We start from the raw sequence: 23,420 nt of genomic DNA on the forward strand, positions 1-23,420 counted from the left end.
CCCCGGGCCGCGGTGCCGCCGGGCCGGCCGGAGCCTCAGACCCGCAGCGCGCCCAGGCGGCCCTCCAGCTGGCCCAGCAGAGCCCCGAGAAGGGCCGCCAGTTCGCCCTGCTCCGGGCCGTCCACGCCGGACAGTACGGCGGACTCGTAGGCGAGCTGTTCGGGCAGGATGCCGTCGACGAGGTCGCGTCCGGCGTCCGTCAGGCGGACGTGGGCGACCCGGCGGTCGCGGGTGTCGCCGCGCCGCTCCACCAGGCCGCGCTCGGTGAGCTGCTTGAGGCGCTTGGTGACGGCGGCGCCGGAGGAGAACGTCTCGCGGGCCAGGTCGCCGGGGGTCAGCTCGTGCCCGGTGCGGCGCAGCGCGCCCAGCAGGTCGAACTCGGCGCGGCTGAGGCCCGCCCGGCGCAGGGGGGCGTCCTCGGCCTGCTGCAGGAGGGCGGCACAGCGGTTGATGCGGCCGATGATCTCCATCGGTCCGGTGTCGAGGTCGGGATGGACGGCCCGCCACTGCCGCACGACCGCGGCGACGGTGTCCCCGCCCGGTCCCCTCCTGCCGTCGCCGACTCCCCCGTCGCCCCCGGTCGCCGAGCCCCCGTCGGTTTCGGTCATGGCCGTACGTCCTCCGTTCTCGTGCCCGTTTCGCGGTCCGGACGCGCTGCCTGGCGTCGCACCGTCTGGGCGAGCGTACGGTGTCCGGCCTGTTCGGCGAGCACGACCCTCTCCTGGGGCAGGGCGCGCCCCCACCATTCGCCGGCCGCGGCGTCGACCGTGGCCCGCAGGTCGGTCAGCGCGGCGGCGAGTCCCCGGCGGGCGGCCTCCAGGGCGCCGGGGGCGGGGTCGGGCTCCGCCAGGAGGCGGGCGGCGCGCTCGCGGGCGCGGTCGGCGGCGGTCACCGCCTGTCCGACCCGGCTGCCGGCCCGCCGGTTGGTGACGACGACGGCGGCCAGGAAGCCGACCAGGGCGCCGACGAGGGTGTCCACCACCCGCTCGGTGATCAGGTCACCGGGCGCCTGGTAGCCGGCGAACTCCGTGATGAGCAGCGCCATCGGGGTCACGCAGACACTGCCGAGCCAGTAGTTGCGGGTGATGAGCGCCTCGGCGCCGAAGTTGAGGGCGAGGCAGAGGACGACCAGGAGAGCCTGCCCGAGGTGGGCGAGCGGTGCGATGGCCGCGAACAGCAGCACCCCGGCGACGTTGCCGACCACACGCTGCACGGCGCGGCTCCAGGTCAGGGTCATGTTGACCTGGTAGAGCGCGGCGGCGGTGACCAGGGCCCAGTAGGGGCGGCCGATGCCGAGGGCCAGGGAGGCGTAGCCGGCCAGGGCGCAGCCGAGGGCGGTGCGCAGGGCGATCGGGGTCAGCGGGCCGAGCCGCTGCCACAGGGGCGCGGCAGGGGCGGCGAGCTCGGCGTCGACGCCGAGAAGTTCGTCGGCGGTGGCCGGGGAGCCGCCGGTGCGGGGGATCCGGCCGGTGCCGCGCAGGGCGCGGGCCCAGCCGCGCAGCCGCTCCGGGTCCGTGTCGGCGGGCGCGGCGAGCGCGACCTCGGCGCGGACCACGAGGTGTGCCAGGGCGTGCCGGGTGGTGGCGCGGGTGCCCTTCGCCGGGAGGGACAGCAGCGTCTGCCAGGCGGCCTGTACGGCGGCGTACCCGGCGGCGCGGGCGGTGGCGTGGCCGTCGCCGGTGCCGCCTGTGTCGGCGTACGCGGCGGCGGCGTTCAGGGCCTGGGCGGTGGCCCGGCGCTCGGGGCCGTGCGGGCGGACCAGGGCGGGTGCCATGCCGACGAGCCAGGCCCAGACGCCCGCGGCGGCGGCCAGCGCCAGGTGACCGGGGATCTGGCCGAAGGTCTGCGGGACGAACAGGGCGGCGGAGCTGATGAAGGTCAGGACCACGTTGCCCGGCGGGCCGACGCGCGTGGCGTCGCACAGGGCCTTCTGCACGGCGGCCAGCAGGGCGCCGACGGTGACGAGGACGGCGGCGTCGCGCGTGAGCGAGGCGGTGACCAGGGCGACGGCGACGCCGCCGAGCATGCCGAGCACCACCCAGGCCAGGGTGCGGGCCCGGGCGGCGTAGGGGCGGTGGTGGGCGTAGAGCGCGCACAGCGACCCGGCCATGGTGAACATCGCCAGGTCGAGGCGGCCGAGCGCCAGCAGGATCAGGTTGGGCGGGGCGACGGCGGCGACCGAGCTCAGGGCGGGCTTGAACCAGATCTCGGAGGGCCGACGCGGACGCAGCACGCCCGTCAGGGACAGACGTCGGCCGAGTGAGGTTCCGGAGGTGGGGGTCGCACTGCTCATGAGACCAAGCTTAACAGGTGTTTTACCAGTAAATCATCTCCTGGATGTGACGTCGGCCCCGCCGCCCTCCCGCGACGAGGCACCGCGCTCCCCCGAATACCCCCCGTGTACACCCTTGCGCTCGCGTGCGCGCCGCACGGCCCGGGCAGTTCTTGACCGACCGTCGAGCGTCGAGCGGGGGAGGCACCTGTGCACGGACCGGCGTCGTCCGGCTGGCTGTTGGTCGCGCTGTGCGCGGCGACCGGCGCCTACTGCCTGCTGCGGATGCGCAGCAGCGTCGAGGAGCAGCGCCGCGCCGCGGGTGGCGAAGCCCTCATGGGGTTCGGCATGGCCGCCATGGCCGTGCCCGCGGCGGTGTTCACCCCGCCGGGATGGGCCTGGCCCGGTTATGCGGTGGTGTTCGGTGCCGCGGGGCTGCGCGCGCTGTGGGCGGCCCGCTCGGGGAGCCACCATCTGCACCACCTGGTCGGGGCCGCGGCCATGGTCTACATGGCGGTGGCGATGGCCGGCTCCCCCGCCCACGCCCACGCCCACGGCACCTCCGGCATACCCGTGCTGACCGGGGCGCTGCTGTTCTACTTCACCGGATACGTGCTGCTGACCGGCGTACGTCTGATGCCGGTCGTCGGCGTGGCCGGGGGCGGTGCGGCGGCCGGATGGGGCGACCGGCCGGAGCTGGCGCGAGCCTGCCGGCTCTCCATGGGGATCGCGATGCTGGCCATGCTGCTGACCATGTGACACCCGGTCGCCGCGCCGCCGCATACCCGGCATACGCCGTGCGCAACCGTTGCCTGCGTCACTTCGCGCGGCGGGCCGCACTTCCGACGGCGCGACGCTCATAGGCTGCCCCCATGACTCTCCCCGCGGCACTGTTGCTGCTCGGCGCCCTGACCGCCGTGCTCGCCCCCAGGCTGCTCGCCCGGGCCGACTGGCCGGACCGGGAACCGGTGGTCGCGCTGTGGGTATGGCAGTGCGTGGTGGCGGCCGTGCTCGTGTGCTGCGCGCTGTCGATGACGTTCAGCGCGGCCGCGGCCTGGCACGCGGTGGGCGGGCACGTGTTCGCGACGGCGCCGGGCCCGGTGGTCGAGGCCTACGCGCTCGGCACCTCCGGCCCCTGGGCGGACACGACCGCCGTCACGCTGGCCTGCGGCGGGCTGTGGAGCGCCGCGATGCTGACCCGGGAGGTCGTACGGGCCCGCGCCCGGCGTCGGCGGCGCCGGGCGGAACTCCTGCTGCGTGCTCCGGTGCTGCCCGGCGAGCTGCCCGGTTCGGACCCGCTCGTCGTGCTGGAGGGTGAGCGGCCCGACGCCTGGTGGCTGCCCGGCACTCCCCCGCAACTGGTCGTCACCACCGCCGCGTTGCGCCGTCTCAAGGGCCGGCAGCTGGACGCGGTCCTGGCCCACGAGAAGGGGCACGCGCAGGCGCGGCACGACTGGCTGCTGCACTGCTCGTCCGCGCTGGCGGACGGGTTCCCGCAGGTTCCGGTGTTCGCGGCGTTCCGCGACGAGATGCACCGCCTGGTCGAACTGGCCGCCGACGACGTGGCCTCGCGCCGCTTCGGCCGGCTGACGACCGCCCTGGCCCTGGTCGAACTCAACGAGGGCCGGGGCGTGTTCGGCCCGTGTCCCACCGCAGAGGCCGATGTCCCGCAGCGCGTGCACCGGTTGCTCACGCCGCCGAACCGGCTGTCGGCGGCCCGGCGGCTGCGGCTGACGGCGGCGGCCGCGCTGGTGCCGGTGGTGCCGGTACTGGTGGCTTTCGTGCCGGGTCTTCGGGCGCTGGGGTAGCCCCTCGCCGCACTCCCGCCCCGGGGATTGGCCCCCGACCCCCCGGGTCGGCGAGTATCGCAGCATGCAGACGCCGCCCGTCGACTCCCCACCCAGCCCACCGCGACCCCGCACCGCCCGCCGCGTCACCTCGGCGCTGGCCGTGTGCTCCGCGCTGCTGCTCACCCTGGTGGCCGTGGAGTGGCGCCCGTTGATCAGCCTGGACGACGACATCGCCGGCACGACGCACCGCTGGGCGGTCGACGAACCGGGCATCACGCACGCCATGCGGATCCTCACCGACTGGGTGTGGGACACGTGGACGATGAGACTGCTGTGCGCGGCGGTGGTGTTGTGGCTCTGGTTCCGGCGCGGGGACCGGTGGACGGCCGTGTGGCTGGGGACGGCGTGTCTGCTGGGCAGCCTGTTGCAGCAGGCTCTGAAGGCGGCGGTGGACCGTGCCCGCCCGGTCTGGCCGGACCCCGTGGACTCCGCGCACTACGCGGCCTTCCCCTCGGGCCACGCCATGACCGCCACGTTCGTGTGCGGCCTGCTGGTCTGGCTGCTCCACCACCAGGGCGCCGCCCGCTCCCCGCGCCTGACCGCACTGGCCGTGGCCGTGGTCTCCGTGGCCGGGGTCGGCGTGACGCGGGTGTGGCTCGGCGTCCACTGGGCCACTGACGTGGTCGGCGGCTGGCTCCTGGGCGCCCTGGTCGTGGCCGTCGCGGTACTGATCCACCGGCGCCGGCACCCGTGACCACGCCGACGCACGGCCCCCGGCACGCCTACCGCTACGGGGGACCGCCCGAGCCGCGGACGCCGTCCGGCCCGGCATCGAGGGACACGCGATCCGCTCGCCCGCCGATCTCGACGCCTGGGTGACGCGGCGGGGGCCGGTAGCGGCCGCCGCTCCCCGCACGAAGTCGTCCTCCCGCGCTACGCCTTCCGCGAGGAGTGCTCCGTCGTCCGCGAGGAGGACTTCGTCCGCGTCTTCCGCGGCCGGGATCTTCCCCCCGGAGTGGAACATCGCCTCGTAGGATCCGCCCATGGCTGCCGTCCTGCTCGACTTCTCCGGGACCCTTTTCCGTATCGAGTCCGCCGACGCCTGGCTGCGCGCGGCACTCGCCGGTACCGGACTGACGCTTTCCGCGCCGGAGTCGGCCCGGACGGCCCAGGCACTCGAGGCGTCGGGCGCGCTGCCGGGCGGCGCGCCTCCACTGCGGGTACCGGAGGGACTCGCCGATGCCTGGGAGGCCCGGGACCTGGATCCCGAGCAGCACCGGGCCGCGTACACCGGGCTCTCCCGGCAGGTCCCGCTGCCGGACCCGGGGCTGCACGACGCGCTGTACAACCGGCACATGGCACCGGAGGCGTGGAGCCCGTACCCCGACGCCGCCGAGGTGCTGAGCGCGCTGCGCGGGTACGGGATCGCCGTGGGCGTGGTCAGCAACATCGGCTGGGACCCGCGCCCGCTCTTCCGCGCGCACGGCCTCGACCGGTACGTGGACACGTACGTCCTGTCGTACGAACACGGCGTCCGCAAACCGGACCCCCGGCTGTTCGCCACCGCCTGCGCGGCGCTCGGGGCCGAGCCGGGGCGGACGCTGATGGTCGGTGACGACCGGCGGGCGGACGGCGGTGCGGCGGCCCTCGGGTGCGGGGTGCACTTCGTGGACCCTCTACCGGTGACCGAGCGGCCGGCCGGTCTGCTGCCCGTGCTCGACCTGGTGCGCCGCCCCGGCCCGCGCGGGGAACGCCCGCTCCGGCCGGGCAAGTAGCCCGGGGCAACCAGCCGGCGAACCGCCCGCCTCGGACGATCCCCCGTGTCGCCCGAGGCAGACGGCGACCGGACCTGACCCACTGGGGTCCGTCCGTCTGCGCTGAGTATAGTTGGCTGCCAGCCAGTCAACGCAGGAGTACAGCATGTCCCCGCGCAGCGCCAAGGTCAATGAAGAGTTGCGGAGGCGTTCGAAGGAGCGGCTCCTGCAGGCCGCGGTGGAGCTGGTGGGCGAGCACGGGTACGACACGACCACGCTGGGCGACATCGCCGACCGGGCGGGCTCGGCGCGCGGTCTGGTCTCGTACTACTTCCCCGGCAAGCGGCAGCTGGTGCAGTCCGCCGTGCACCGGCTGATGCACCGCACCCTGGAGGAGGCACTGGAGCGGGAGCCGTGCACCGCCGAGGGGCCGGAGCGGATGGCGCGGGCCATCGACGCGATCCTGGGCCTCGCCCGGGACCGGCCGGTGCTCATGCGCCAGCACATGGCGGGCCTGCTCCAGGCCGAGGTGGGTTTCGTGCCCTGTCCGGAGCAGCGGCGACTGGCGGAGCTGCTGCGGGACACCGTGGCCCGGCACGGCTCACGGGACGTCGACCGCGACTACCCGATGCTGCGCGCGCTGCTGATGGGCGCCGTCTTCGCCGCCCTGGTGCCGGGGGTGCCGATGCCCGTTCCGGTGCTGCGCGCTGAGTTGTTCAAGCGCTATCGGCTGGAGTGGGAACTGGGCGTCCCGCCGGACGCCGAGGCGTCCGACGGGACGGTGTGCGACACGGATCTGTCGCGGTTCTTCTCGACCGGCGTGCCCACTCAGCCGATCCGGGCCGACCGGGCCGGCGGAACGGAGCGGGCCGACCGTTCCGGCCGGACGGCTCAGTCGAAGTAGTCCGGCTGCGTCTGCGTGTTGAGCTCGCGCAGATGGACCCGCTCGGCCGGGTCGGTGCGCCGGTCACTGAGCTTGAGGACGTCGAAGCCCTTGGCCATGTCGTTCGAGTAGATGTAGCCGTTGTAGTAGTACGCCGACCACGAGCCGCCGGTGGAGATGGTCTCCGTGCTCAGCGGGCCACGCTCGAAGTAGGCGATCTCCTTCGGACGCTTGGAGTCGGTGAACTCCCAGACGGAGACGCCACCCTGGTACCAGGCCTGGACCATGATGTCGCGGCCCTTGACCGGAATCAGCGAGCCGTTGTGGGCCACGCAGTTCTCGGTGTCCGCCTGGTGGCGGGGGATCTTGTAGTAGCTGCGGAAGACCAGCTCCCGGTGGTCGCCCCGGCCGACGATGTCGTAGATGCCGTCGGCGCCGCGGTTCGGGCCGATCTCCGCGTTGCAGGTGGCGGCTCCGCCGCCGCCCAGCTCGTCGGTGAACACGACCTTGTTCGCCCTCTGGTTGAAGGTCGCCGAGTGCCAGAACGCGAAGTTGACGTTGTCCTGGACCCGGTCGATGACCTTCGGGCGCTCGGGGTCCTCGATGGAGAACAGGATGCCGTCGCCCATGCAGGCGCCCGCCGCGAGGTCCTTCGAGGGCAGCACGGTGATGTCGTGGCAGCCGGTGGTCTTGGAGACGCCCGGGTTGGTGGGCCCGCCCGGGTTGCCGCCGCCGTCGGGGCCCTCACCGGGGAACAGCACCGGGAAGTTCACGACGGCCGCCCGCTCGGGTGCCTTGCGCGGCACCTTGATGACGGAGATGCCGTCGTGCGGCGGCCGGCAGTCGGGGTAGGCGGCGTTCGGCGAGTACGAGGAGACGTAGACGTAGACGTTCTTGCGCTCGGGCACCAGTGTGTGGGTGTGCGAGCCGCAGGCGGTCTCGACGGCGGCGACGTACTTCGGGTTCCGCTTGTCGCTGATGTCGAAGACCTTCATGCCCTCCCAGGAGGACTTCTCGGTCGCGGGCTGCGTGGTGCTGTTGCAACTGCTGTCGCTGCGCGAGGAGTCGGTCGACAGGAACAGCAGGTCGCCGGAGACGGAGATGTCGTTCTGCGAGCCGGGGCAGAGCACCTGGGCCACGGTCTTCGGCTTCTTCGGGTTCTTGATGTCGAAGATGCGGAAGCCGTCGTAGTTGCCGGCGAAGGCGTACCGGCCCTGGAAGGCCAGGTCAGAATTGGTTCCGGGCAGCGCGTCCTTGGGGATGTTGGCCAGGTGCTCGATGTTGTCCGAGTGGACTATCTCGTCCTGGCCGGGTATCTCGCCGCTCTCGATGGCGTCGCGCACTTCCGCGCGCGCGTTCTTGGACACCTCCTTCGACGCGGCCGGACTGTCCCCGGGGTCGGGGGTCGCCACGGCCGGGCCGGCGGTGAGCAGCGCGGACAGGAGTCCGGCGGCGGCAGCCGCGACTCCCAGGCGTCTGCGCCGCGTTCGCGGGTCGTTGAACAGGGTCACTGTTTCCTCCCTACGTCCGTTCCCTTCGGAACGGTTCACGCACCCCCGCAGTATCGTCTTCACCATGCACATATCAACAGGGGGCAACAAACTTGGAATGAAGTTTTCTGATCAGTGCCGCGCGGAAGCGTGCTAGGACGGTCATCGCACCCACAAGGTGCTCCGCATCCCGCCTGCCACAGGAGGTTGTTGTGCCCTCTCGTCCCACGTTGTCCCGAGCGTCGCTCGTCACGGCCTCGCTGACCTCACTGGCCGTGCTCGGGCTCGGGGCCTGCGACTCCGGGTCGGACACCGGGTCGGCGGCCACGGCCGGGCCTTCGGTGATCGCTCCGGGCGAGCCGGGCGAGGGCAACCGCACCCTGTCCGCCGAGGAGGCCGAGAAGCAGCGCGCCGACGACGACTCCCCCAACTCGGCCGACGTCTCCTACGCGCGGATGATGATCCAGCACCACGCCCAGGCACTGGAGATGACCGAACTCGTGCCGAAGCAGGCCGAGTCGGGCCAGGTCAAGAAGCTCGCCGAACGGATCTCGGCCGCGCAGGGACCGGAGATCACGGCGATGAAGGGCTGGCTGAAGAACCACGGCGAGAAGGAGTCCGGCGGCGGTCACGACCACGCCGCGATGCCGGGGATGGCGACCGAGGCCCAGTTGGAGAAGTTGCGCGCGGCGAAGGGCAAGGCCTTCGACCAGCTCTTCCTCAAGCTGATGATCACTCACCACGAAGGGGCGATCACCATGGCCACGGACGTGAAGTCGCAGGGCAACAACGTGCGGGTCGAGGAGATGGCCGACGACGTGGTCGCCCAGCAGACGAGCGAGATCTCGCGCATGCGCGGGATGCTGTGACGGACCGTCGGCGGCGCTTCAGCGCCGTGCGCGACGCGGGGCCAGAAAGCCCTCGTCGCGCGCCTGGCCGATCAGCCTGAGTGACTTCCGCCGGCTGTACCCGGTCGCGCGCATCACCGCGAGGACCGGGTCGCCGCCCACGTCCCGGGCCGCCCGGTACTCCTGTGCGACGAGCCGGCACCCCTCCCTGCCGCGCGGCCACGCGGGCCGGGCCCGCCGGGGCGCGGCCGGTGCGGCGCCGGCGGAGACCGGCACGCAGGCCTCGAAGAGCGGGCTCTCCAGCCACTCGGCGAGCACGGCCAGGTCGTCGAGGGTCAGCGGTGGTTCGGCCCGTACGCCCTCGACCCGCACGCCCTGACCGGACAGCACGGCGAGCGCCTCGACCCGGGCGCCGTCGGGGAACGACAGCCGGACGTCGAACCACGAGGTGGCGGTGGCGCCCTCGCGCACCACCCAGGTGTGCCGCACGGACATCTCACCGTCGTCCGGACAGCGGTCGGAAAGCTGAAGAGAACGATCAATGAAGGACGCCTCAAGCACATACGCAACGTAACCGCATGATCACATTCCATACGAACGGAACACGCACGAACATGCGCCGTTCACCGGTCGCAGCACCCTGTCAGCGGAGCGCAAGCGGTGGGATGCTGGAAGCACCAGCGACCCCTCCGACTTCCGGACCATCCGCCTCCCGGACAAGGAGTTCCGCCGTGCTGCGTGTCGCCGTCGTCGGCTCGGGACCGAGCGGGTGCTACACCGCCCAGAGCCTCGTCCAGCTCGGCCGCGAGGTGCACGTGGACGTCCTGGACCGTCTGCCGTGCCCGTACGGACTGGTGCGGTACGGCGTGGCGCCGGACCACGAGAAGATCAAGTCGCTGCAGACCACCCTGCGCACGGTCCTGGAGCACGAGCGGGTGCGGTTCCTCGGCGGCGTCCCGGTCGGCCCCGGGGGCGTGCCGACCGCGCGGCTGCGCGAGCTGTACCACGCGGTGGTGTATTGCGTGGGCGCCGCCACCGACCGGCGCCTCGGCGTCCCCGGCGAGGAGCTGCCGGGCAGCTGGTCGGCGACCGAGTTCGTCTCCTGGTACAGCGCCCATCCGGACGCGGTGGACGACGGCTTCCTGCGCGGTGTGCGGTCGGCGGTCGTGATCGGGGTGGGCAACGTCGCCGTCGACGTGGCGCGGATGCTGGTACGCGGCCTCGCCGAGCTGCGAGGCACCGACATGCCGCAGGCGGCGCTGGACACGCTCGCCGCCGGACAGGTGGCCGAGGTGCACATGGTGGGCCGGCGGGGCCCTTCGCAGGGCCGCTTCACCACCAAGGAGCTGCGTGAGCTGGGCACGCTTCCGGGAACGGCCGTCGTGGTGGACCCGGCGGAGCTCGCGCTGGACCCGGCGTACCGGAACCCCTCCGGGCTGCCCGGTCCGCAGCGCCGCAACGTGGAGGTGCTGCGCGCATGGGCCGGGCAGCCCGCTCCGGACGCCGCCCGCCGGATCCGGCCGCGCTTCTTCCTGCGCCCGGTGGAACTGACGGCGGACGGCGACGGCCACGTCCGCGCCGTGCGCTTCGAACGGACGGCACCGGACGGGCGCGGCGGCGTGACGGGCACCGGACGGTACGAGGAGATCGAGGCCCAGCTGGTGCTGCGGTCGGTGGGCTACCGCGGAGTGCCGCTGGAGGGGCTGCCGTTCGACGCGGCGAGCGGCACGGTGCCGCACAGGGCGGGGCGTGTCCTGCGGGAGGGCGCCGTCGCCCCCGGGGAGTACGTGGCCGGCTGGATCAAGCGGGGCCCCACCGGTGTCATCGGCACCAACCGCCCGTGCGCGAAGGAGACGGTGACGTCCCTGCTGGCGGACGCCGCCGCGCTCGCGGCACGGGACCTTTCCGCGGACCCTCTCGCACTCCTGCGCGCCGAGGGGGCCGAGCCGGTCGAGTGGGCCGGGTGGCGGGCCATCGAGCGGGCCGAGGCGGAACTCGGCGCCTCGCTGGGACGGCACGTGGTCAAGCTGCCCGACTGGGAGTCGCTGCTGGCGGCGGCACGGACGACCGCGGCCCGAGGGCGCGGACAGCGAGGGCCCGGGTAGCGGGCTCCCGCCGCGGTCAGTCGGTGCCGAGGTGGTCGGCCTGGCGGGCCGCGGCGGCCAGGAGGGCGTCGAGCAGCCCCGGGAAGAGGGCGTCCAGGTCGTCCCTGCGCAGGCCGTTCAACTTGGCCGTACCCCGGTAGGTCTGGCGGACCAGTCCGCTCTCGCGCAGCACCCGGAAGTGGTGCGTGGTGGTGGACTTGGTGACCGGCAGGTCGAAGTACGAGCAGGAGAAGAGCTCGTCGCTGTCGGCGGCGAGGTCCCGCACGATCCGCAGCCGCACCGGGTCGGAGAGCGCGTGCAGCACCGACTCCAGCCGGATCTCCTCGCGCGCCGGGTGCGGCAGGTCGCGGGTGCCGGCGGCGGTGGCGGGGGTCACGGCGGCTCCAGTTCGTCCGGAAGGGTCCCACCGTTCTGGAGGGGCCTTCATTGTACGAGAACCCTCGTAGTTTGACACACGCCGTACTACGAGGGCTATCGTACGAGCCGTCCCTCCTGCCACGACCAAGGGAGCACCCCCTGATGAGCGCCCTCTTCCAGCCCCTCCAGCTGCGTGACACCACGATCCCGAACCGGGTCTGGATGCCGCCGATGTGCCAGTACTCCGCCGCGCCGGAGGGCCCGTCGATGGGCGTCCCCGGCGACTGGCACTTCGCGCACTACGGCGCACGCGCGGTGGGCGGCACCGGACTGATCGTCGTCGAGGCCACCGGCGTGTCCCCGGAGGGCCGCATCTCCCCGCAGGACCTCGGCCTGTGGAACGACACCCAGGTCGAGGCGTTCCGCCGGATCACGGACTTCCTGCGGTCCCAGGGCACGGTCCCGGCGATCCAGCTGGCCCACGCCGGGCGCAAGGCGTCGACCGCACAGCCCTGGAGGGGCGGGGCGCCGGTGGGCCGGGACGCGCACGGCTGGCAGCCGGTGGCCCCGAGCGCGCTCGCGTTCGACGAGCGGCACCCGGTGCCGACCGAGCTGACGACCACGCGGATCCAGGAGATCGTCGGTCAGTTCGCGGCGGCCGCGCGCCGGGCCCTCGCGGCCGGTTTCGAGATCGCCGAGATCCACGGCGCCCACGGCTACCTGATCCACGAGTTCCTGTCACCCCACTCCAACCACCGCACCGACGCCTACGGCGGCTCGTACGAGAACCGCACCCGGTTCGCCCTCGAGGTCGTCGACGCCGTGCGTGAGGTGTGGCCCGACGACAAGCCGCTGTTCTTCCGCGTCTCGGCGACCGACTGGCTGGAGGAGGGCGGCTGGACGCCCGACGACACCGTCCGCTTCGCCCACGACCTCCGGGCGCACGGCATCGACCTCCTCGACGTCTCCACCGGCGGCAACGTCCCGCGCGTCCGCATCCCGACCGGGCCCGGCTACCAGGTCCCGTTCGCCGCGCGCGTGAAGGCGGACTCCCCCCTGCGGGTCGCCGCCGTGGGCTTGATCACCGACGTCGAGCAGGCCGAGAAGATCCTGGCCAACGGCGAGGCCGACGCGGTGCTGCTGGGGCGCGAGCTGCTGCGCGACCCGTCCTGGGCCCAGCACGCGGCGCGAGAGCTGAGCGAGGACGTCCGTATGCCGGATCAGTACGGCTGGGGCATGTGAGGCGGCGCATCCGCGCGCGCGAAGCGTTGACTAGAAAGCGCTTGCCCTCTACCGTCCGTTCATCAGCATGACCGTCGCGAACGCGGTGGGACCGCCAAGTCCCCACCCGTGCGCCCCCGCATTCGCGACGTCGTCAGCTTGACGGACATCGTTCACGTACATGTTCCGTGCCACCCCCACCCCTTACGGAAGGGACCAGAACATGACTGCTGCGACACGACCCGGCGCGCGGCGACGTGCCGCGACCGGCGCGCTGGCCGCACTGGGCCTCTCGGTTGGCATGCTCATGACCTCGGGAGCCTCCCCGGCGCACGCCGCCACCTGGCCGACCCCCAACGGCAGCGAAGGAGTCTCGTCGACCATCCCGGTCTCCGGCACCAAGGACTACGGGATGAAGCGCCTCTACGGCACCGGCGACCTCGGCTCCGGCGGCCAGGACGAGGACCAGGGCCCGATCCTGGAACTGGCCCCCGGCGCCGTCCTCAAGAACGTGATCATCGGCGCCCCCGCCGCGGACGGCATCCACTGCAAGGGCAGTTGCACCCTGCAGAACGTCTGGTGGGAGGACGTCGGCGAGGACGCGGCCACCTTCCGGGGCTCCTCGTCTTCGAACGTCTACACCGTCTCCGGCGGCGGCGCCAAGGAAGCCAGTGACAAGGTGTTCCAGTTCAACGGCGCGGGCACGCTGAACGTCTCCGGCTTCTCCGTCAAGAACTTCGGCACTTTCATCCGCTCCTGCGGCAACTGCTCGACGCAGTACAAGCGGACGATCAACCTCAACACCGTCGAGGTGAACTGGAAGGGCAGCCGGATCGCCGGCATCAACACCAATTACGGCGACAGCGTGACTCTGCGCAACATCACGATCGTCGGGGACAGCGGCAAGAAGATCGTCCCGTGCCAGAAGTACATCGGCAACGACGACGGCGACGAGCCGGTCTCGAACGGTTCGGGCCCCGACGGCACGCACTGCAAGTACTCGTCGTCCGACATCACCTACAGGTGACGCGGCGAACGAGGGTGGCTTGACGGGTTGATCCCGCCGCCCCAGGTCCGGGTGTTCCGCACCCGGACCTGTCCGGCCTGCTCCCGCTGGTAGCCCGTGTAGGCGTCGCGCAGGGCGGTGCCCGGCCAGTGGACCGGGAGGAGCTGCGGGGGCAGGACCGGATCGGCGAGCAGGTGGCGCACGACGGCCGCGAAGGCGGTGAGCCGGTCGGCCGGCCGCCGGGCCCGGTCGACATGGGCGAGCAGTGCCCGGGCCGTGGCGGACCAGGCGTCCAGCGGCCACAGGCTCGCGGCCAGTTCGGCGGCCGGACGGGCGGGGCGCGAGGCACAGCGCTCGGCCACCAGGTCGAGTTCGGCGGGCAGCGGGCGACGCAGGTTGGCGGGGCGCAGCCAGACGCCCTCGCGGAGTTCGGCGAGCCGCAGGGCGGTCAACCGGGCGCGCAGGTCGGCGCGTTCGGCGGGAGCCCGCCCCGTCGCGGTGATCAGGAGCATCTCCCAGTCGCCCGCCCACGCGCGCGTGTGCGGGCGGACGGCCTCGTCCTGGCGCCGCTGGCGCTCCAGCAGCCGCTCGCTGAGGCGGTAGCCGGTGTCCGTGCGCCGCAGGTCACCGGCGGCGACCATCCGGCTCAATGCCGCGCGCAGCGTGGACCCGCCGACGTCGAAGCCCTCGACGAGCCGCACCAGCTCCCGCACCGGCAGTTCGGGGCGATGGGTGCCGAGCAGCAGACTCAGGACGACCGACCGCGCGGACAGCGGGCGGAGCACGAGCTCGCCGGGGGGCACGGAGTCGTTCATCCGCGTGGGCACATGTCGTCCGTCCGCATGAGCACGTACTGTACGTGCGCCTCGCGTGTTGCACTATTGCTGCGGCCGCAGAAGTGATGCAACATTCAGGTCATGACGACACTCGCGCAGGAGCCGTACGAGGAGTCCGCGGGCCATCACGACGGGTACGCCACGCACGACGTCGTCAATCAGCCCCCGCCCCCGGCCCCCTACGACGCCTCCGACGACACGGCGATGCTGGAAGGGTTGCGGCGGGAGGACGCCGGGTGGGCCGAGGAGGACCTGCGGCGGCTCGGCAGGCGGGCCGGAAGCGCGGAGGCGCAGGACTGGGGCGACCTGGCCAACCGCCACGAGCCGGTGCTGCGCACGCACGACCGGTACGGCAACCGGGTCGACGAGGTCGAGTACCACCCGAGCTGGCACCACCTGATGCGCGTGGCGGTCGGCGAGGGGCTGGCGGGCGCACCCTGGGCCGACGACCGGCCGGGCGCCCATGTCGCGCGGACCGCCGGCGGACTGGTCTGGGGTCACACGGAGGCCGGACACGGCTGTCCGACGTCGATGACCTATGCGGCCGTGCCCGCCCTGCGCGCCCGGCCCGAGCTGGCGAAGGTCTACGAACCGCTGCTGACCGGCCGGGAGTACGAGCCGGGGCTGCGGACGCCCACGGAGAAGCGCGGCCTGCTGGCCGGCATGGGGATGACCGAGAAGCAGGGCGGCTCCGACGTCCGCACGAACACCACGGCGGCCACCCCGACCGCCGAAACCGGCGTCTACACGCTGCGGGGGCACAAGTGGTTCACGTCGGCGCCGATGTGCGACCTGTTCCTGGTGCTCGCGCAGGCGCCCGCGGGCCTGTCGTGCTTCCTGGTGCCGCGTGTGCTGCCCGACGGCAGCCGCAACACCTTCCGCATCCAGCGCCTGAAGGACAAGCTCGGCAACCGGTCCAACGCCTCCTCCGAGCCCGAGTTCGACGGCACGGTCGCCTGGCTGGTCGGGCCCGAGGGGCAGGGCGTCAAGACGATCATCGAGATGGTCAACTGCACCCGGCTGGACTGTGTGATGGCCTCGGCGACGCTGATGCGCAAGACGCTCGTGGAGGCCGGGCATCACGTACGGCATCGCAGCGCTTTCGGTGCCCGGCTGATCGACCAGCCGCTGATGCGCAACGTCCTGGCCGACCTGGCGCTGGAGTCCGAGGCCGCTACGACGCTCACCCTGCGGCTGGCGGGTGCGGCGGACCGGGCGGTGCGCGGGGACACCGGAGAGGCCGCGTTCCGCCGGATCGCCACCGCCGTCGGCAAGTACTGGGTGACCAAGCGGGGCCCGGCGTTCACCGCGGAGGCCCTGGAGTGCCTGGGCGGCAACGGCTACGTGGAGGAGTCGGGCATGCCCCGGCACTACCGCGAGGCTCCCCTGCTGTCGATCTGGGAGGGCTCGGGAAACGTCAACGCGCTCGACGTGCTGCGGGCACTCGGCCGCTCACCCGCCACCGCGCACGCCCTCTTCGACGAACTCGCCCTCGCGCGCGGGGCGGACGCCCGGCTGGACGCCGCCGTGGCCCGGCTGGAGACGGGGCTGACGAAGGCGTCCGAGACCGGTGCCCGCCGCCTGGTGGAGCTGATGGCCCTCACCCTCCAGGCCTCCCTCCTCGTCCGGCACGCCCCGCCCGCCGTCGCCGACGCCTTCTGCGCGACCCGGCTCGGCGGCGACTGGGGGCACGCCTTCGGCACGCTGCCCGCCGGGGCCGACCTGGACGCCATCCTGGCGCGGGCGCTGCCCGGCGAGGGCTGAGCGGCTCGCTCGGGGACCTCGCGCCGGACCCGACGCCACCGCCCTGACCTGCGGCGACACCCTTTCCAGAGGTGACTGTCAGTGCCGGGGTGCAGACTGGCCCGTGTCCGAGACAAAGGCGTCGACGACGACGCCGCGGAGGTGATCGGCATGACCGAGGTACTGCTCGCCGTGGGCACCCGAAAAGGCCTGTTCATCGGGCGCCGACGGGGTGGCACCTGGGAGTTCGACGAGAGTCCCTACTTCAACGCACAGGCCGTCTACTCGGTCGCCCTCGACACCCGCGGCGACACGCCGCGGCTGCTGGCCGGCGGGGACAGCGCGCACTGGGGTCCGTCGGTGTTCCACTCCGACGACCTGGGCCGGACCTGGACGGAACCGGCGCGGCCGGCCGTCAAGTTCCCCAAGGAGACCGGCGCTTCGCTGGAGCGGGTGTGGCAGCTGCACCCGGCCGCCGCGGAACCGGACGTGGTCTACGCGGGCACGGAACCGGCCGCGCTGTACCGCTCGGAGGACCGCGGCGAGAGCTTCGAGCTGGTCCGGCCCCTGTGGGAGCACCCCACGCGGTCCAAGTGGGTGCCGGGCGGCGGCGGCGAGGGGCTGCACACCGTGCTCACCGACCAGCGCGACCCGAAGTCGGTGACGGTCGCCGTCTCGACCGCCGGCGTGTTCCGCACGGTGGACGGCGGCGCGAGCTGGGCGCCGTCCAACTCCGGTGTCTCCGCGGTCTTCCTGCCGGACCCGGACCCGGAGTTCGGCCAGTGCGTGCACAAGGTCGCGCGGGACGCGGCGACCCCGGACCGGCTGTATCTGCAGAACCACTGGGGTGTGTACCGCAGCGACGACGCCGGCGCGCACTGGACGGACATCGGCGAAGGGCTGCCGTCCACGTTCGGTTTCGCCGTGGCGGCCCATCCGCACCGGGGCGACACGGCGTACGTCTTTCCGATCAACGCCGACGCGGACCGGGTCCCGGCGGACCGCCGCTGCCGGGTCTACCGCACGGCGGACGCCGGCAAGAGCTGGGAGCCGCTCACGGCGGGGCTGCCCCAGGAGGACCACTACGGCACCGTGCTGCGCGACGCGCTGTGCACCGACGACGCGGAGCAGGCGGGCGTGTACTTCGGCAACCGCAACGGCGAGGTGTTCGCGTCGGCCGACGACGGCGACAGCTGGCGGCAGTTGGCCTCGCACCTGCCGGACGTGCTGTGCGTGCGGGCCGCGACCGTCGGATGAACCTGACCGGGGGGACGGGTCCTGGCCACCGGTTGATCGGCGTCACCCGTACGGCAGTAGGGTGACGCCGTGGCACCACGACCCTTGCATGAAATCGTCGAAGCGGGCTGGGCACAGGCCCTGGAACCCGTCGCCGGGCGGATCACCTCGATGGGTGAGTTCCTGCGCGCGGAGATCGCCGCCGGACGCACCTATCTCCCGGCCGGATCCAATGTCCTACGGGCCTTCCAGCAGCCCTTCGACGACGTCCGGGTCCTGATCGTCGGACAGGATCCTTATCCGACCCCGGGGCACGCGGTGGGGCTGTCGTTCTCGGTCGCGCCCGAGGTGCGTCCGCTGCCCGGCAGCCTCGTCAACATCTTCCGGGAGCTGAACACCGACCTCGGTCTGCCGCAGCCCTCCAGCGGGGACCTGACCCCGTGGACCCGGCAGGGGGTGCTGCTGCTCAACAGGGCGCTCACCACGGCCCCGCGCAAGCCCGCCGCCCACCGCGGCAAGGGCTGGGAAGAGGTCACCGAGCAGGCGATCCGCGCGCTGGCGGCGCGCGGCAAGCCGATGGTGTCCATCCTGTGGGGCCGCGACGCCCGCAATCTGCGGCCGCTGCTCGGCGACCTGCCGTCCGTGGAGTCCGCGCACCCGTCGCCGATGTCGGCCGACCGGGGTTTCTTCGGCTCCCGTCCGTTCAGCCGGGCCAACGACCTGCTGGTCCGACTCGGAGGTCAGCCGGTCGACTGGCGCCTGCCGTGAGCGGCGGATTCCTGGCCGTGGACTCCGGTGGCTCGGGTCTGCGTGTCGTCGTCGGCACGGCCGGTGGTGACGGACACGGTCCGGACGGGCTCGGGCGGCGTGTGTCGCGGGAGCCCGTCCGCACCGGTGCGCGCGGCATCGACCCCGGGCACCTGATGACGCAACTGGTGCCCATGGCCAGGGCTTTGACGGCCGAGACCGGTGTGACCCGGCTCGGTACCGTAGTCGTCGGGGCCGCCGGCCTGGCCACCTTGGGCGACGCCCTGCGCGCCGAACTGCCGGGCGCGCTGGCCCGGGAGCTGGGTGCGGGGACGGTCGCGCTGGTCGCCGACGCCGTCACCGCGTACGTCGGCGCCATCGGCCCCCGGGCCGGAGCGGTGGTCGCCGCCGGCACCGGCCTGATCGCCACCGGCACGGACCTGACCCGCTGGCACCGGGCGGACGGCTGGGGTCATCTGCTGGGCGACTGCGGCGGCGGCGCCTGGATCGGACGGGCAGGGCTGGAGGCGGCGCTGCGCGCCCACGACGGACGCCGGGGCGGCTCCGCGTCGCTGCTGGCCCGGGCCGAGGAACGGTTCGGGCCGGTGGCGGGGCTGCCCGGCCGGCTGTACCCGCGTACGGACCGTCCCGCCGTCCTCGCCTCCTTCGCGCCCGAGGTGGCCGCCTGCGCGGCCGACGACCGCGTCGCCGCGGACATCCTGCGGGCCGCCGCCCGGCACATGGCCGACTCGGCCGCCGCGGTGTGCCCGACCGTCGGCGAGCCCCGCGTCGCGGTCACCGGTGGCCTGCTGAAGATGGGCGACCCCCTCGTCGTACCGCTGGAGGAGGAGCTGGCGAAGCGGCTGCCGCATGCGCGGCGGACGGCCGCGCAGGGGGATCCCCTGCACGGTTCGGTCCGGATCGCGACCGACCTGGCGACCGGCTCGCTCACTCTGCCGAGTGACGACAGAATGCTGTGGGTGACGACCGTACCGGGCGGCCGACAATCGATCCGCCGGTGAGGTGAATCGTGCCGATGTCGGCCGATCCGTACATCACTCATCAGACAAAACCGGACGGATACCGCTCACCTGCACCCTCCCCGAACAGGGAAACCCAGGAAACCAGTAACATGCGGCGCCATGAGCTCCCCCACTGGGCCCGCGTCCGGCCTGCCAGTACGAATGCCGCGCCCCCGCCAGCCCGGACGGCACCGCCGTCCCGAACCCCTGGTGGCTCCCGAGGGCGCGCCGGCGCTCGTCCTCGCGGTGCCGGGGACGCCCAGTAGCGCCACCCGTGGCCTCGCCGACGAGGTCATCAGCATCGCCCGCTCCGAGCTGCCCGGTCTCGACGCCCGGATCGGCCACCTCGACGGGGACGACGAGGAGTTCCTCTCCCTGTCGTCCGTCCTCGCGCGTGCCGCCGAGGAACGCACCGCCCGCTACGAGCAGGCGCGCGCCGCCGGCCTGGAGGTGAAGGAGCCCGACGGCCCCGTCGCCGTCGTCGTGCCGCTGCTCGCCGGTCCGGACAACGCGCTGCTGCGCCGGATCCGGCAGGCCGTCATGGACAGTCGGATCGCGGCCGAGCTGACCGACGTGCTCGGCCCGCACCCGCTGCTGGCCGAGGCGCTGCACGTGCGGCTCTCCGAGGCCGGTCTGGCCCGCGCCGACCGGGCCCGCCTGTTCACCGTGGCCACCGCCGCGGACGGCATCATCCTGGCCTCCGTGGGCGGTGACGAGGCCGTCCAGGCGGCCGGGATCACCGGCATGCTGCTCGCCGCGCGCCTCGCCGTGCCGGTGATGGCCGCGGCCCTGGACGAGGACGGTTCGATCGCGTCCGTGGCCGAGCAGCTGCGTTCCTCGGGCTCGCAGCAGCTGGCGCTCGCGCCGTACCTGATCGGCCCGGAGATCGAGGCTTCCCTGCTGGAGGAGGCGGCCAAGGAGGTCGGCTGCTCCACCGCCGAGCCGCTCGGCCCGTACCCGGCGATCGGCAAGCTGGCGCTGGCCAAGTACACGACGGCGCTCGGCATCTCGCCGCAGCAGCCGCAGGGCACGCCGGTCCGCTGACACACGGGCGCCCGCGCCCCGGACGCATGGCCGAAAAGGGCCCGCTCACGAGTTGCAGCGGGCCCTTCGTCATGCCGCGCGGGCCGCGGCCCCGCAGGCGGCCGCCGGAGACGAACGAAGGGGTAGCCCACCTGTCCGCGCCGGCACAGGAGCGAGCCCTTCGTCGCGCCGTACGGGCGGGAGCGGGGTGAGCCTTGCGGCACGTACGCGAGCCGAGTGCGTGTGCGAGTCGGCCGTGGCGAGGTGACGCCGGACCGTCGCCTCGGTCAGCCGAAGACCACGCAGGACGCCGCCGGTACCGCGAGTGAACCCGCGAGCCTCGGCGCGCCGGTCTCCTGGTCGAGCGCGAACCAGGTCACGTCACCGGAACGCTCGTTGGCCGCGTACAGGAAGCCGTCCGACTCGGCGATCTCCCTCGGCCAGTGCCCGCCGCAGGGCACGGTCCCGAACAGCCGGAGCCCGTCCGGCTCCACGACGAACACGGACAGGACGTCCTCGCCGCGGGTCGCGGTCCACACGAAGCGGCCGTCGGAGGAGACCACGATGCCGGACGGGAAGGCGTCGCCGGACGGCGCCCCGGACAGCACCGGCACCTCGGTGAGGGGCCGCAGTACGCCGTCGGCGGCGTCCCAGCGGCAGACGGTGACGGTGGGCGCCAGTTCGTTGACCACGTAGGCGCGGGTGCCGTCCGGGTGGAAGGCCAGGTGCCGCGGGCCCGAGCCGGGGCGCAGGGCGATCTCCCGGTGCACGGCGAGGGCACCGCCGGTCAGGGTGCAGACCCGCACCGAGTCGGTGCCGAGATCGACGCTCACGACCCACCGCCCGCTCGGGTCGGGCCGCACCTGGTGGGCGTGGGGCCCCTGCTGGCGCTGGGCGTGCGGGCCCGAGCCGGTGTGCCGGAGGACGCCTGACGCGGCCCGGGCCAGGGCTCCGTCGGGGCGCAGCGGCACGGCGGTGACGCTGCCGGAGCCGTAGTTGGCGGTCAGGACGTGCCCGTCGTACAGGCTGAGGTGGGTGGGCCCGTCGCCTCCCACGGGTACCGGCCGCCCGGCGGGCTCGGGCTTGTCCCCGGCCACGCGGTAGGCGGCCACCGCGCCCTCGGCCGTCTCACTGACGGCGTAGAGCATGTCCCTGTCGGGTGCGAGGGCCAGGTAGGACGGATCGGGCACGCGGTCCGTGCCGCTGAGGACCGTGAGCGCGCCACTGCCGGGTGCGACGGCCGCCGTCAGGATGCCGGGGCCGCCGGCCGCCGTGAACGACCCGATGTATGCCCGCCGCTGCCGCTTGCCCACGTCCGCCACGTTGCTCCCTCTCGTCCCGCGTCGTCCCGCGCCTCGGCGTGTGCCGACTGATCGTCTGCCCCGGGGCGACGGTAGCAGTCGATCATCTGCGGTCTAGACCAAACGAGTGGCGTGGTGCCGGGCGGCTCAGGCGCCGACGAGCGGCGAGCCGGAGGGGGCCCGCAGGGGTGCGGCGAGTTCCGCCAGGGCGCGTTCCAGGCCGTGGAGGTGGGCCAACGCGGGCTCGGTGGCGCGCGGGCCGTCCGCGTGGGCGGGGACGGCCCGCCCGCCGGTGAGCGCCTCGACCGCGGTCTCGACACGCCAGCAGGCGGCGGCCAGCCGGGCGTCGTGCGAGGCCTCCGGGTCGGCGGCGACGGCGACCAGGCCGCGGATCTCCCGGGCGCAGTCGTCGAGCAGGGCGAGCACCCGGCGGGCGCGCCGTTTGCGGCCGTACATCGGGTTCAGGGGGTGCACGAGCGGGGCGACCGACATCCGCACCCGGCCGAGCAGCTGCTCCAGTTCGGCCACGCGCGGCGCCGGGTCGGCGCCCTCGGTGCCGGCGAGCCGGGCGGCGGCCTCGGCGGTGCAGGCGTGGACGCAGCGCAGGGCGCGCTGGATCCAGGCGTCGGTGACGGCGTGCGTGGTGACGGGCAGGACGACGAGCACCGCGAGTACGGCGCCGAGCGCGCCCACGCCGGTCTCGACGAGCCGCAGGGCGAGCAGGCCGGGGCTGAGCAGGTCCAGGAGGCCGTACAGAAGCTCGGCGAGCAGGGTCACGCAGAGCATCATCCAGGTGTAGGAGACCGCGGCGGTGTAGAAGATGCCGAAGACGCAGGCGGCGACGAGCACGGCCGTGGGCACCGCGGATCCGGCCAGCGGGACGGCGATCAGGAAGCCCAGACCGATGCCGACGACGGTGCCGAGGACCCGGCGGAAGCCGCGGACCAGGGTCTCGCCGCGCGAGGTGGTGTTGACGAACACCCACCAGGTGGCCCCGACGGCCCAGTACCAGCGCTCGTCGGACACCAGCTGCCCCACGACCAGGGCGAAGGCGGCGCCGACGGTGGCCTGGACGGCCTGGCGGGTGGTGATCCGGGCGAGTCCGGTGCCGGCCGGCGGTGCGGGGGCGGCGGGCGGGGGCAGGCGGCGTTCGTAGCACCACAGGCCGAAGCGCACCGCCGCGGCGGCGGCCACGGAGAGCAGGACGGCGGCGAACATCTCGGGCAGCCGGTCCGTGGTCGCGTGCAGGAACTGCGCGATGAAGAAGGTCATGAACGCGAACACGCCGAGGCTGTGCCCGCGCGGGCCCCAGCGCCGGGCGTACACGCCCGCGCCGACGACGGCGAGGAAGGTGAGGTCCCTGGCCACGGGAAGGTCGTGCAGGGCGGCCGCGGCGGTCAGCACGGGCAGTCCGACGACCGGCAGCAGCGCGGTGGTGACCGCCTGCCCGCGCACGGTGGCGTCGGTGACGGTGAACAGCGCGAGCAGTGCGGCGAGCCCGCCGATGACGGCGCCCACCAGGGAGGTACCGGCCAGGCCGCAGACGACGACGGCCAACCCGATGCCGAGGACGGCCCGCGCGGCGAACCGCAGCCGGGACCGTCCCGGATCCGGACTCACGAACACCCTCTTCAGCACTGCTTACCGCCCCCTCGCGCACTGGCGCACACTGACCGGAGTCACTGGCACGTCACTGGTCACGTCACTGGCATGAAAAAGGCGCCGCGGGATCCGCAGCGCCATCGACCCTCCTATAGGAGCATCTCTGCCACCACTGGCTCAACAG

The 23,420-nt window shown here is 73.4% G+C and carries 22 protein-coding genes; 14 read left to right on the plus strand and 8 right to left on the minus strand.

All coding sequences use genetic code 11. From position 1 onward, the window contains the following. Positions 1 to 35: 35 nt before the first annotated feature. Positions 36 to 608, minus strand: coding sequence for a MarR family winged helix-turn-helix transcriptional regulator (locus tag ACIQ6R_RS12480; protein WP_404180420.1), 573 nt, complete (start codon positions 606 to 608; stop codon positions 36 to 38). Continuing rightward, the gene (locus ACIQ6R_RS12485) at positions 605 to 2,293 is read right to left on the minus strand and encodes an FUSC family protein (RefSeq protein ID WP_404220690.1); all 1,689 of its coding nucleotides are present in this window, start codon (positions 2,291 to 2,293) and stop codon (positions 605 to 607) included. The genes ACIQ6R_RS12480 and ACIQ6R_RS12485 overlap by 4 nt, the downstream gene beginning before the upstream one ends. Before the next feature lie 189 nt (positions 2,294 to 2,482). Between ACIQ6R_RS12485 and ACIQ6R_RS12490 the strand changes: the two genes are divergently transcribed. From ACIQ6R_RS12490 to ACIQ6R_RS12510, 5 genes are all read left to right on the plus strand, one after another. After that, positions 2,483 to 3,031 carry a DUF5134 domain-containing protein gene (locus tag ACIQ6R_RS12490; protein ID WP_404220692.1) on the plus strand — a complete coding sequence of 183 codons (549 nt, stop codon included), beginning with the start codon at positions 2,483 to 2,485 and terminating at the stop codon, positions 3,029 to 3,031. 113 nt (positions 3,032 to 3,144) lie between these two features. Next, a complete protein-coding gene (locus ACIQ6R_RS12495) occupies positions 3,145 to 4,080 on the plus strand; it encodes a M56 family metallopeptidase (protein ID WP_404180428.1) in 936 nt (311 codons plus the stop codon). A gap of 64 nt (positions 4,081 to 4,144) precedes the next feature. After that, positions 4,145 to 4,816 carry a phosphatase PAP2 family protein gene (locus ACIQ6R_RS12500; RefSeq protein ID WP_404220694.1) on the plus strand — a complete coding sequence of 224 codons (672 nt, stop codon included), beginning with the start codon at positions 4,145 to 4,147 and terminating at the stop codon, positions 4,814 to 4,816. A gap of 289 nt (positions 4,817 to 5,105) precedes the next feature. Beyond that, positions 5,106 to 5,837, plus strand: a complete 732-nt coding sequence (locus tag ACIQ6R_RS12505; RefSeq protein ID WP_404220696.1) for an HAD family hydrolase — start codon at positions 5,106 to 5,108, stop codon at positions 5,835 to 5,837. A 145-nt stretch (positions 5,838 to 5,982) separates the two neighbouring features. Beyond that, positions 5,983 to 6,720, plus strand: a complete 738-nt coding sequence (locus ACIQ6R_RS12510; protein WP_404220697.1) for a TetR/AcrR family transcriptional regulator — start codon at positions 5,983 to 5,985, stop codon at positions 6,718 to 6,720. On the opposite strand, the gene ACIQ6R_RS12515 is transcribed toward ACIQ6R_RS12510, so the two are convergent. Next, positions 6,708 to 8,210 (minus strand): LVIVD repeat-containing protein, encoded by a 1,503-nt coding sequence (locus tag ACIQ6R_RS12515; RefSeq protein ID WP_404220700.1) that lies wholly within the window; start codon positions 8,208 to 8,210, stop codon positions 6,708 to 6,710. The two genes, ACIQ6R_RS12510 and ACIQ6R_RS12515, sit on opposite strands and share 13 nt — an antisense overlap. Before the next feature lie 191 nt (positions 8,211 to 8,401). On the opposite strand from ACIQ6R_RS12515, the gene ACIQ6R_RS12520 reads away from it, so the two are divergent. Further along, positions 8,402 to 9,058: a DUF305 domain-containing protein gene (locus ACIQ6R_RS12520; RefSeq protein WP_404220702.1), complete on the plus strand. Its 657-nt coding sequence runs from the start codon at positions 8,402 to 8,404 to the stop codon at positions 9,056 to 9,058. 18 nt (positions 9,059 to 9,076) lie between these two features. Here the strand turns inward: ACIQ6R_RS12520 and ACIQ6R_RS12525 are convergent, their stop codons facing one another. Next, positions 9,077 to 9,532 (minus strand): DUF6214 family protein, encoded by a 456-nt coding sequence (locus ACIQ6R_RS12525; RefSeq protein ID WP_404220704.1) that lies wholly within the window; start codon positions 9,530 to 9,532, stop codon positions 9,077 to 9,079. A gap of 236 nt (positions 9,533 to 9,768) precedes the next feature. On the opposite strand from ACIQ6R_RS12525, the gene ACIQ6R_RS12530 reads away from it, so the two are divergent. Next, entirely contained in the window at positions 9,769 to 11,142 is a 1,374-nt protein-coding gene (locus ACIQ6R_RS12530) for an FAD-dependent oxidoreductase (protein WP_404220706.1), read from the plus strand. A gap of 16 nt (positions 11,143 to 11,158) precedes the next feature. Here ACIQ6R_RS12530 and ACIQ6R_RS12535 read toward each other — a convergent pair whose 3' ends face one another. Next, the gene (locus ACIQ6R_RS12535) at positions 11,159 to 11,518 is read right to left on the minus strand and encodes an ArsR/SmtB family transcription factor (RefSeq protein ID WP_404220708.1); all 360 of its coding nucleotides are present in this window, start codon (positions 11,516 to 11,518) and stop codon (positions 11,159 to 11,161) included. 143 nt (positions 11,519 to 11,661) lie between these two features. On the opposite strand from ACIQ6R_RS12535, the gene ACIQ6R_RS12540 reads away from it, so the two are divergent. Further along, positions 11,662 to 12,741, plus strand: coding sequence for an NADH:flavin oxidoreductase/NADH oxidase (locus tag ACIQ6R_RS12540; RefSeq protein ID WP_404220710.1), 1,080 nt, complete (start codon positions 11,662 to 11,664; stop codon positions 12,739 to 12,741). Between the two features lie 202 nt (positions 12,742 to 12,943). Continuing rightward, a complete protein-coding gene (locus ACIQ6R_RS12545) occupies positions 12,944 to 13,747 on the plus strand; it encodes a pectate lyase (protein WP_404220712.1) in 804 nt (267 codons plus the stop codon). On the opposite strand, the gene ACIQ6R_RS12550 is transcribed toward ACIQ6R_RS12545, so the two are convergent. Next, on the minus strand, positions 13,738 to 14,541 hold the full coding sequence (locus ACIQ6R_RS12550; RefSeq protein ID WP_404220714.1) for a PaaX family transcriptional regulator C-terminal domain-containing protein: 804 nt from the start codon (positions 14,539 to 14,541) through the stop codon (positions 13,738 to 13,740). The genes ACIQ6R_RS12545 and ACIQ6R_RS12550 overlap by 10 nt on opposite strands. A 102-nt stretch (positions 14,542 to 14,643) precedes the next feature. Here ACIQ6R_RS12550 and ACIQ6R_RS12555 point away from each other — a divergent pair, with 102 nt between their 5' ends. The 5 genes from ACIQ6R_RS12555 (at position 14,644) to ACIQ6R_RS12575 (ending at position 20,354) form a co-directional block, all read left to right on the plus strand. Beyond that, positions 14,644 to 16,326 carry an acyl-CoA dehydrogenase family protein gene (locus ACIQ6R_RS12555; protein ID WP_404220716.1) on the plus strand — a complete coding sequence of 561 codons (1,683 nt, stop codon included), beginning with the start codon at positions 14,644 to 14,646 and terminating at the stop codon, positions 16,324 to 16,326. An 81-nt stretch (positions 16,327 to 16,407) separates the two neighbouring features. Continuing rightward, positions 16,408 to 17,562 carry a WD40/YVTN/BNR-like repeat-containing protein gene (locus ACIQ6R_RS12560; RefSeq protein ID WP_404220718.1) on the plus strand — a complete coding sequence of 385 codons (1,155 nt, stop codon included), beginning with the start codon at positions 16,408 to 16,410 and terminating at the stop codon, positions 17,560 to 17,562. 69 nt (positions 17,563 to 17,631) lie between these two features. Next, positions 17,632 to 18,309 carry a uracil-DNA glycosylase gene (locus ACIQ6R_RS12565; protein ID WP_404180467.1) on the plus strand — a complete coding sequence of 226 codons (678 nt, stop codon included), beginning with the start codon at positions 17,632 to 17,634 and terminating at the stop codon, positions 18,307 to 18,309. Further along, a complete protein-coding gene (locus ACIQ6R_RS12570) occupies positions 18,306 to 19,310 on the plus strand; it encodes an N-acetylglucosamine kinase (RefSeq protein ID WP_404220720.1) in 1,005 nt (334 codons plus the stop codon). The genes ACIQ6R_RS12565 and ACIQ6R_RS12570 overlap by 4 nt, the downstream gene beginning before the upstream one ends. A gap of 120 nt (positions 19,311 to 19,430) precedes the next feature. Further along, positions 19,431 to 20,354: a sirohydrochlorin chelatase gene (locus tag ACIQ6R_RS12575; RefSeq protein WP_404220722.1), complete on the plus strand. Its 924-nt coding sequence runs from the start codon at positions 19,431 to 19,433 to the stop codon at positions 20,352 to 20,354. Between the two features lie 266 nt (positions 20,355 to 20,620). On the opposite strand, the gene ACIQ6R_RS12580 is transcribed toward ACIQ6R_RS12575, so the two are convergent. Beyond that, the gene (locus ACIQ6R_RS12580) at positions 20,621 to 21,655 is read right to left on the minus strand and encodes a lactonase family protein (RefSeq protein ID WP_404220725.1); all 1,035 of its coding nucleotides are present in this window, start codon (positions 21,653 to 21,655) and stop codon (positions 20,621 to 20,623) included. A 126-nt stretch (positions 21,656 to 21,781) separates the two neighbouring features. Next, a complete protein-coding gene (locus tag ACIQ6R_RS12585) occupies positions 21,782 to 23,272 on the minus strand; it encodes an FUSC family protein (RefSeq protein WP_404180479.1) in 1,491 nt (496 codons plus the stop codon). Positions 23,273 to 23,420 lie beyond the last annotated feature (148 nt).

This window comes from Streptomyces sp. NPDC096048, from assembly GCF_044763415.1.
Taxonomy (GTDB): domain Bacteria; phylum Actinomycetota; class Actinomycetes; order Streptomycetales; family Streptomycetaceae; genus Streptomyces.

What these genes read in the sequence shown, in the direction of transcription:
- ACIQ6R_RS12480 (WP_404180420.1), bottom strand. Translation starts at nt 608, where the DNA reads ATGACCGAAACCGACGGGGGCTCGGCGACCGGGGGCGACGGGGGAGTC.
- ACIQ6R_RS12485 (WP_404220690.1), bottom strand. Translation starts at nt 2,293, where the DNA reads ATGAGCAGTGCGACCCCCACCTCCGGAACCTCACTCGGCCGACGTCTG.
- ACIQ6R_RS12495 (WP_404180428.1), top strand. Translation starts at nt 3,145, where the DNA reads ATGACTCTCCCCGCGGCACTGTTGCTGCTCGGCGCCCTGACCGCCGTG.
- ACIQ6R_RS12500 (WP_404220694.1), top strand. Translation starts at nt 4,145, where the DNA reads ATGCAGACGCCGCCCGTCGACTCCCCACCCAGCCCACCGCGACCCCGC.
- ACIQ6R_RS12505 (WP_404220696.1), top strand. Translation starts at nt 5,106, where the DNA reads ATGGCTGCCGTCCTGCTCGACTTCTCCGGGACCCTTTTCCGTATCGAG.
- ACIQ6R_RS12510 (WP_404220697.1), top strand. Translation starts at nt 5,983, where the DNA reads ATGTCCCCGCGCAGCGCCAAGGTCAATGAAGAGTTGCGGAGGCGTTCG.
- ACIQ6R_RS12525 (WP_404220704.1), bottom strand. Translation starts at nt 9,532, where the DNA reads ATGTCCGTGCGGCACACCTGGGTGGTGCGCGAGGGCGCCACCGCCACC.
- ACIQ6R_RS12540 (WP_404220710.1), top strand. Translation starts at nt 11,662, where the DNA reads ATGAGCGCCCTCTTCCAGCCCCTCCAGCTGCGTGACACCACGATCCCG.
- ACIQ6R_RS12545 (WP_404220712.1), top strand. Translation starts at nt 12,944, where the DNA reads ATGACTGCTGCGACACGACCCGGCGCGCGGCGACGTGCCGCGACCGGC.
- ACIQ6R_RS12550 (WP_404220714.1), bottom strand. Translation starts at nt 14,541, where the DNA reads ATGAACGACTCCGTGCCCCCCGGCGAGCTCGTGCTCCGCCCGCTGTCC.
- ACIQ6R_RS12555 (WP_404220716.1), top strand. Translation starts at nt 14,644, where the DNA reads ATGACGACACTCGCGCAGGAGCCGTACGAGGAGTCCGCGGGCCATCAC.
- ACIQ6R_RS12575 (WP_404220722.1), top strand. Translation starts at nt 19,431, where the DNA reads ATGAGCTCCCCCACTGGGCCCGCGTCCGGCCTGCCAGTACGAATGCCG.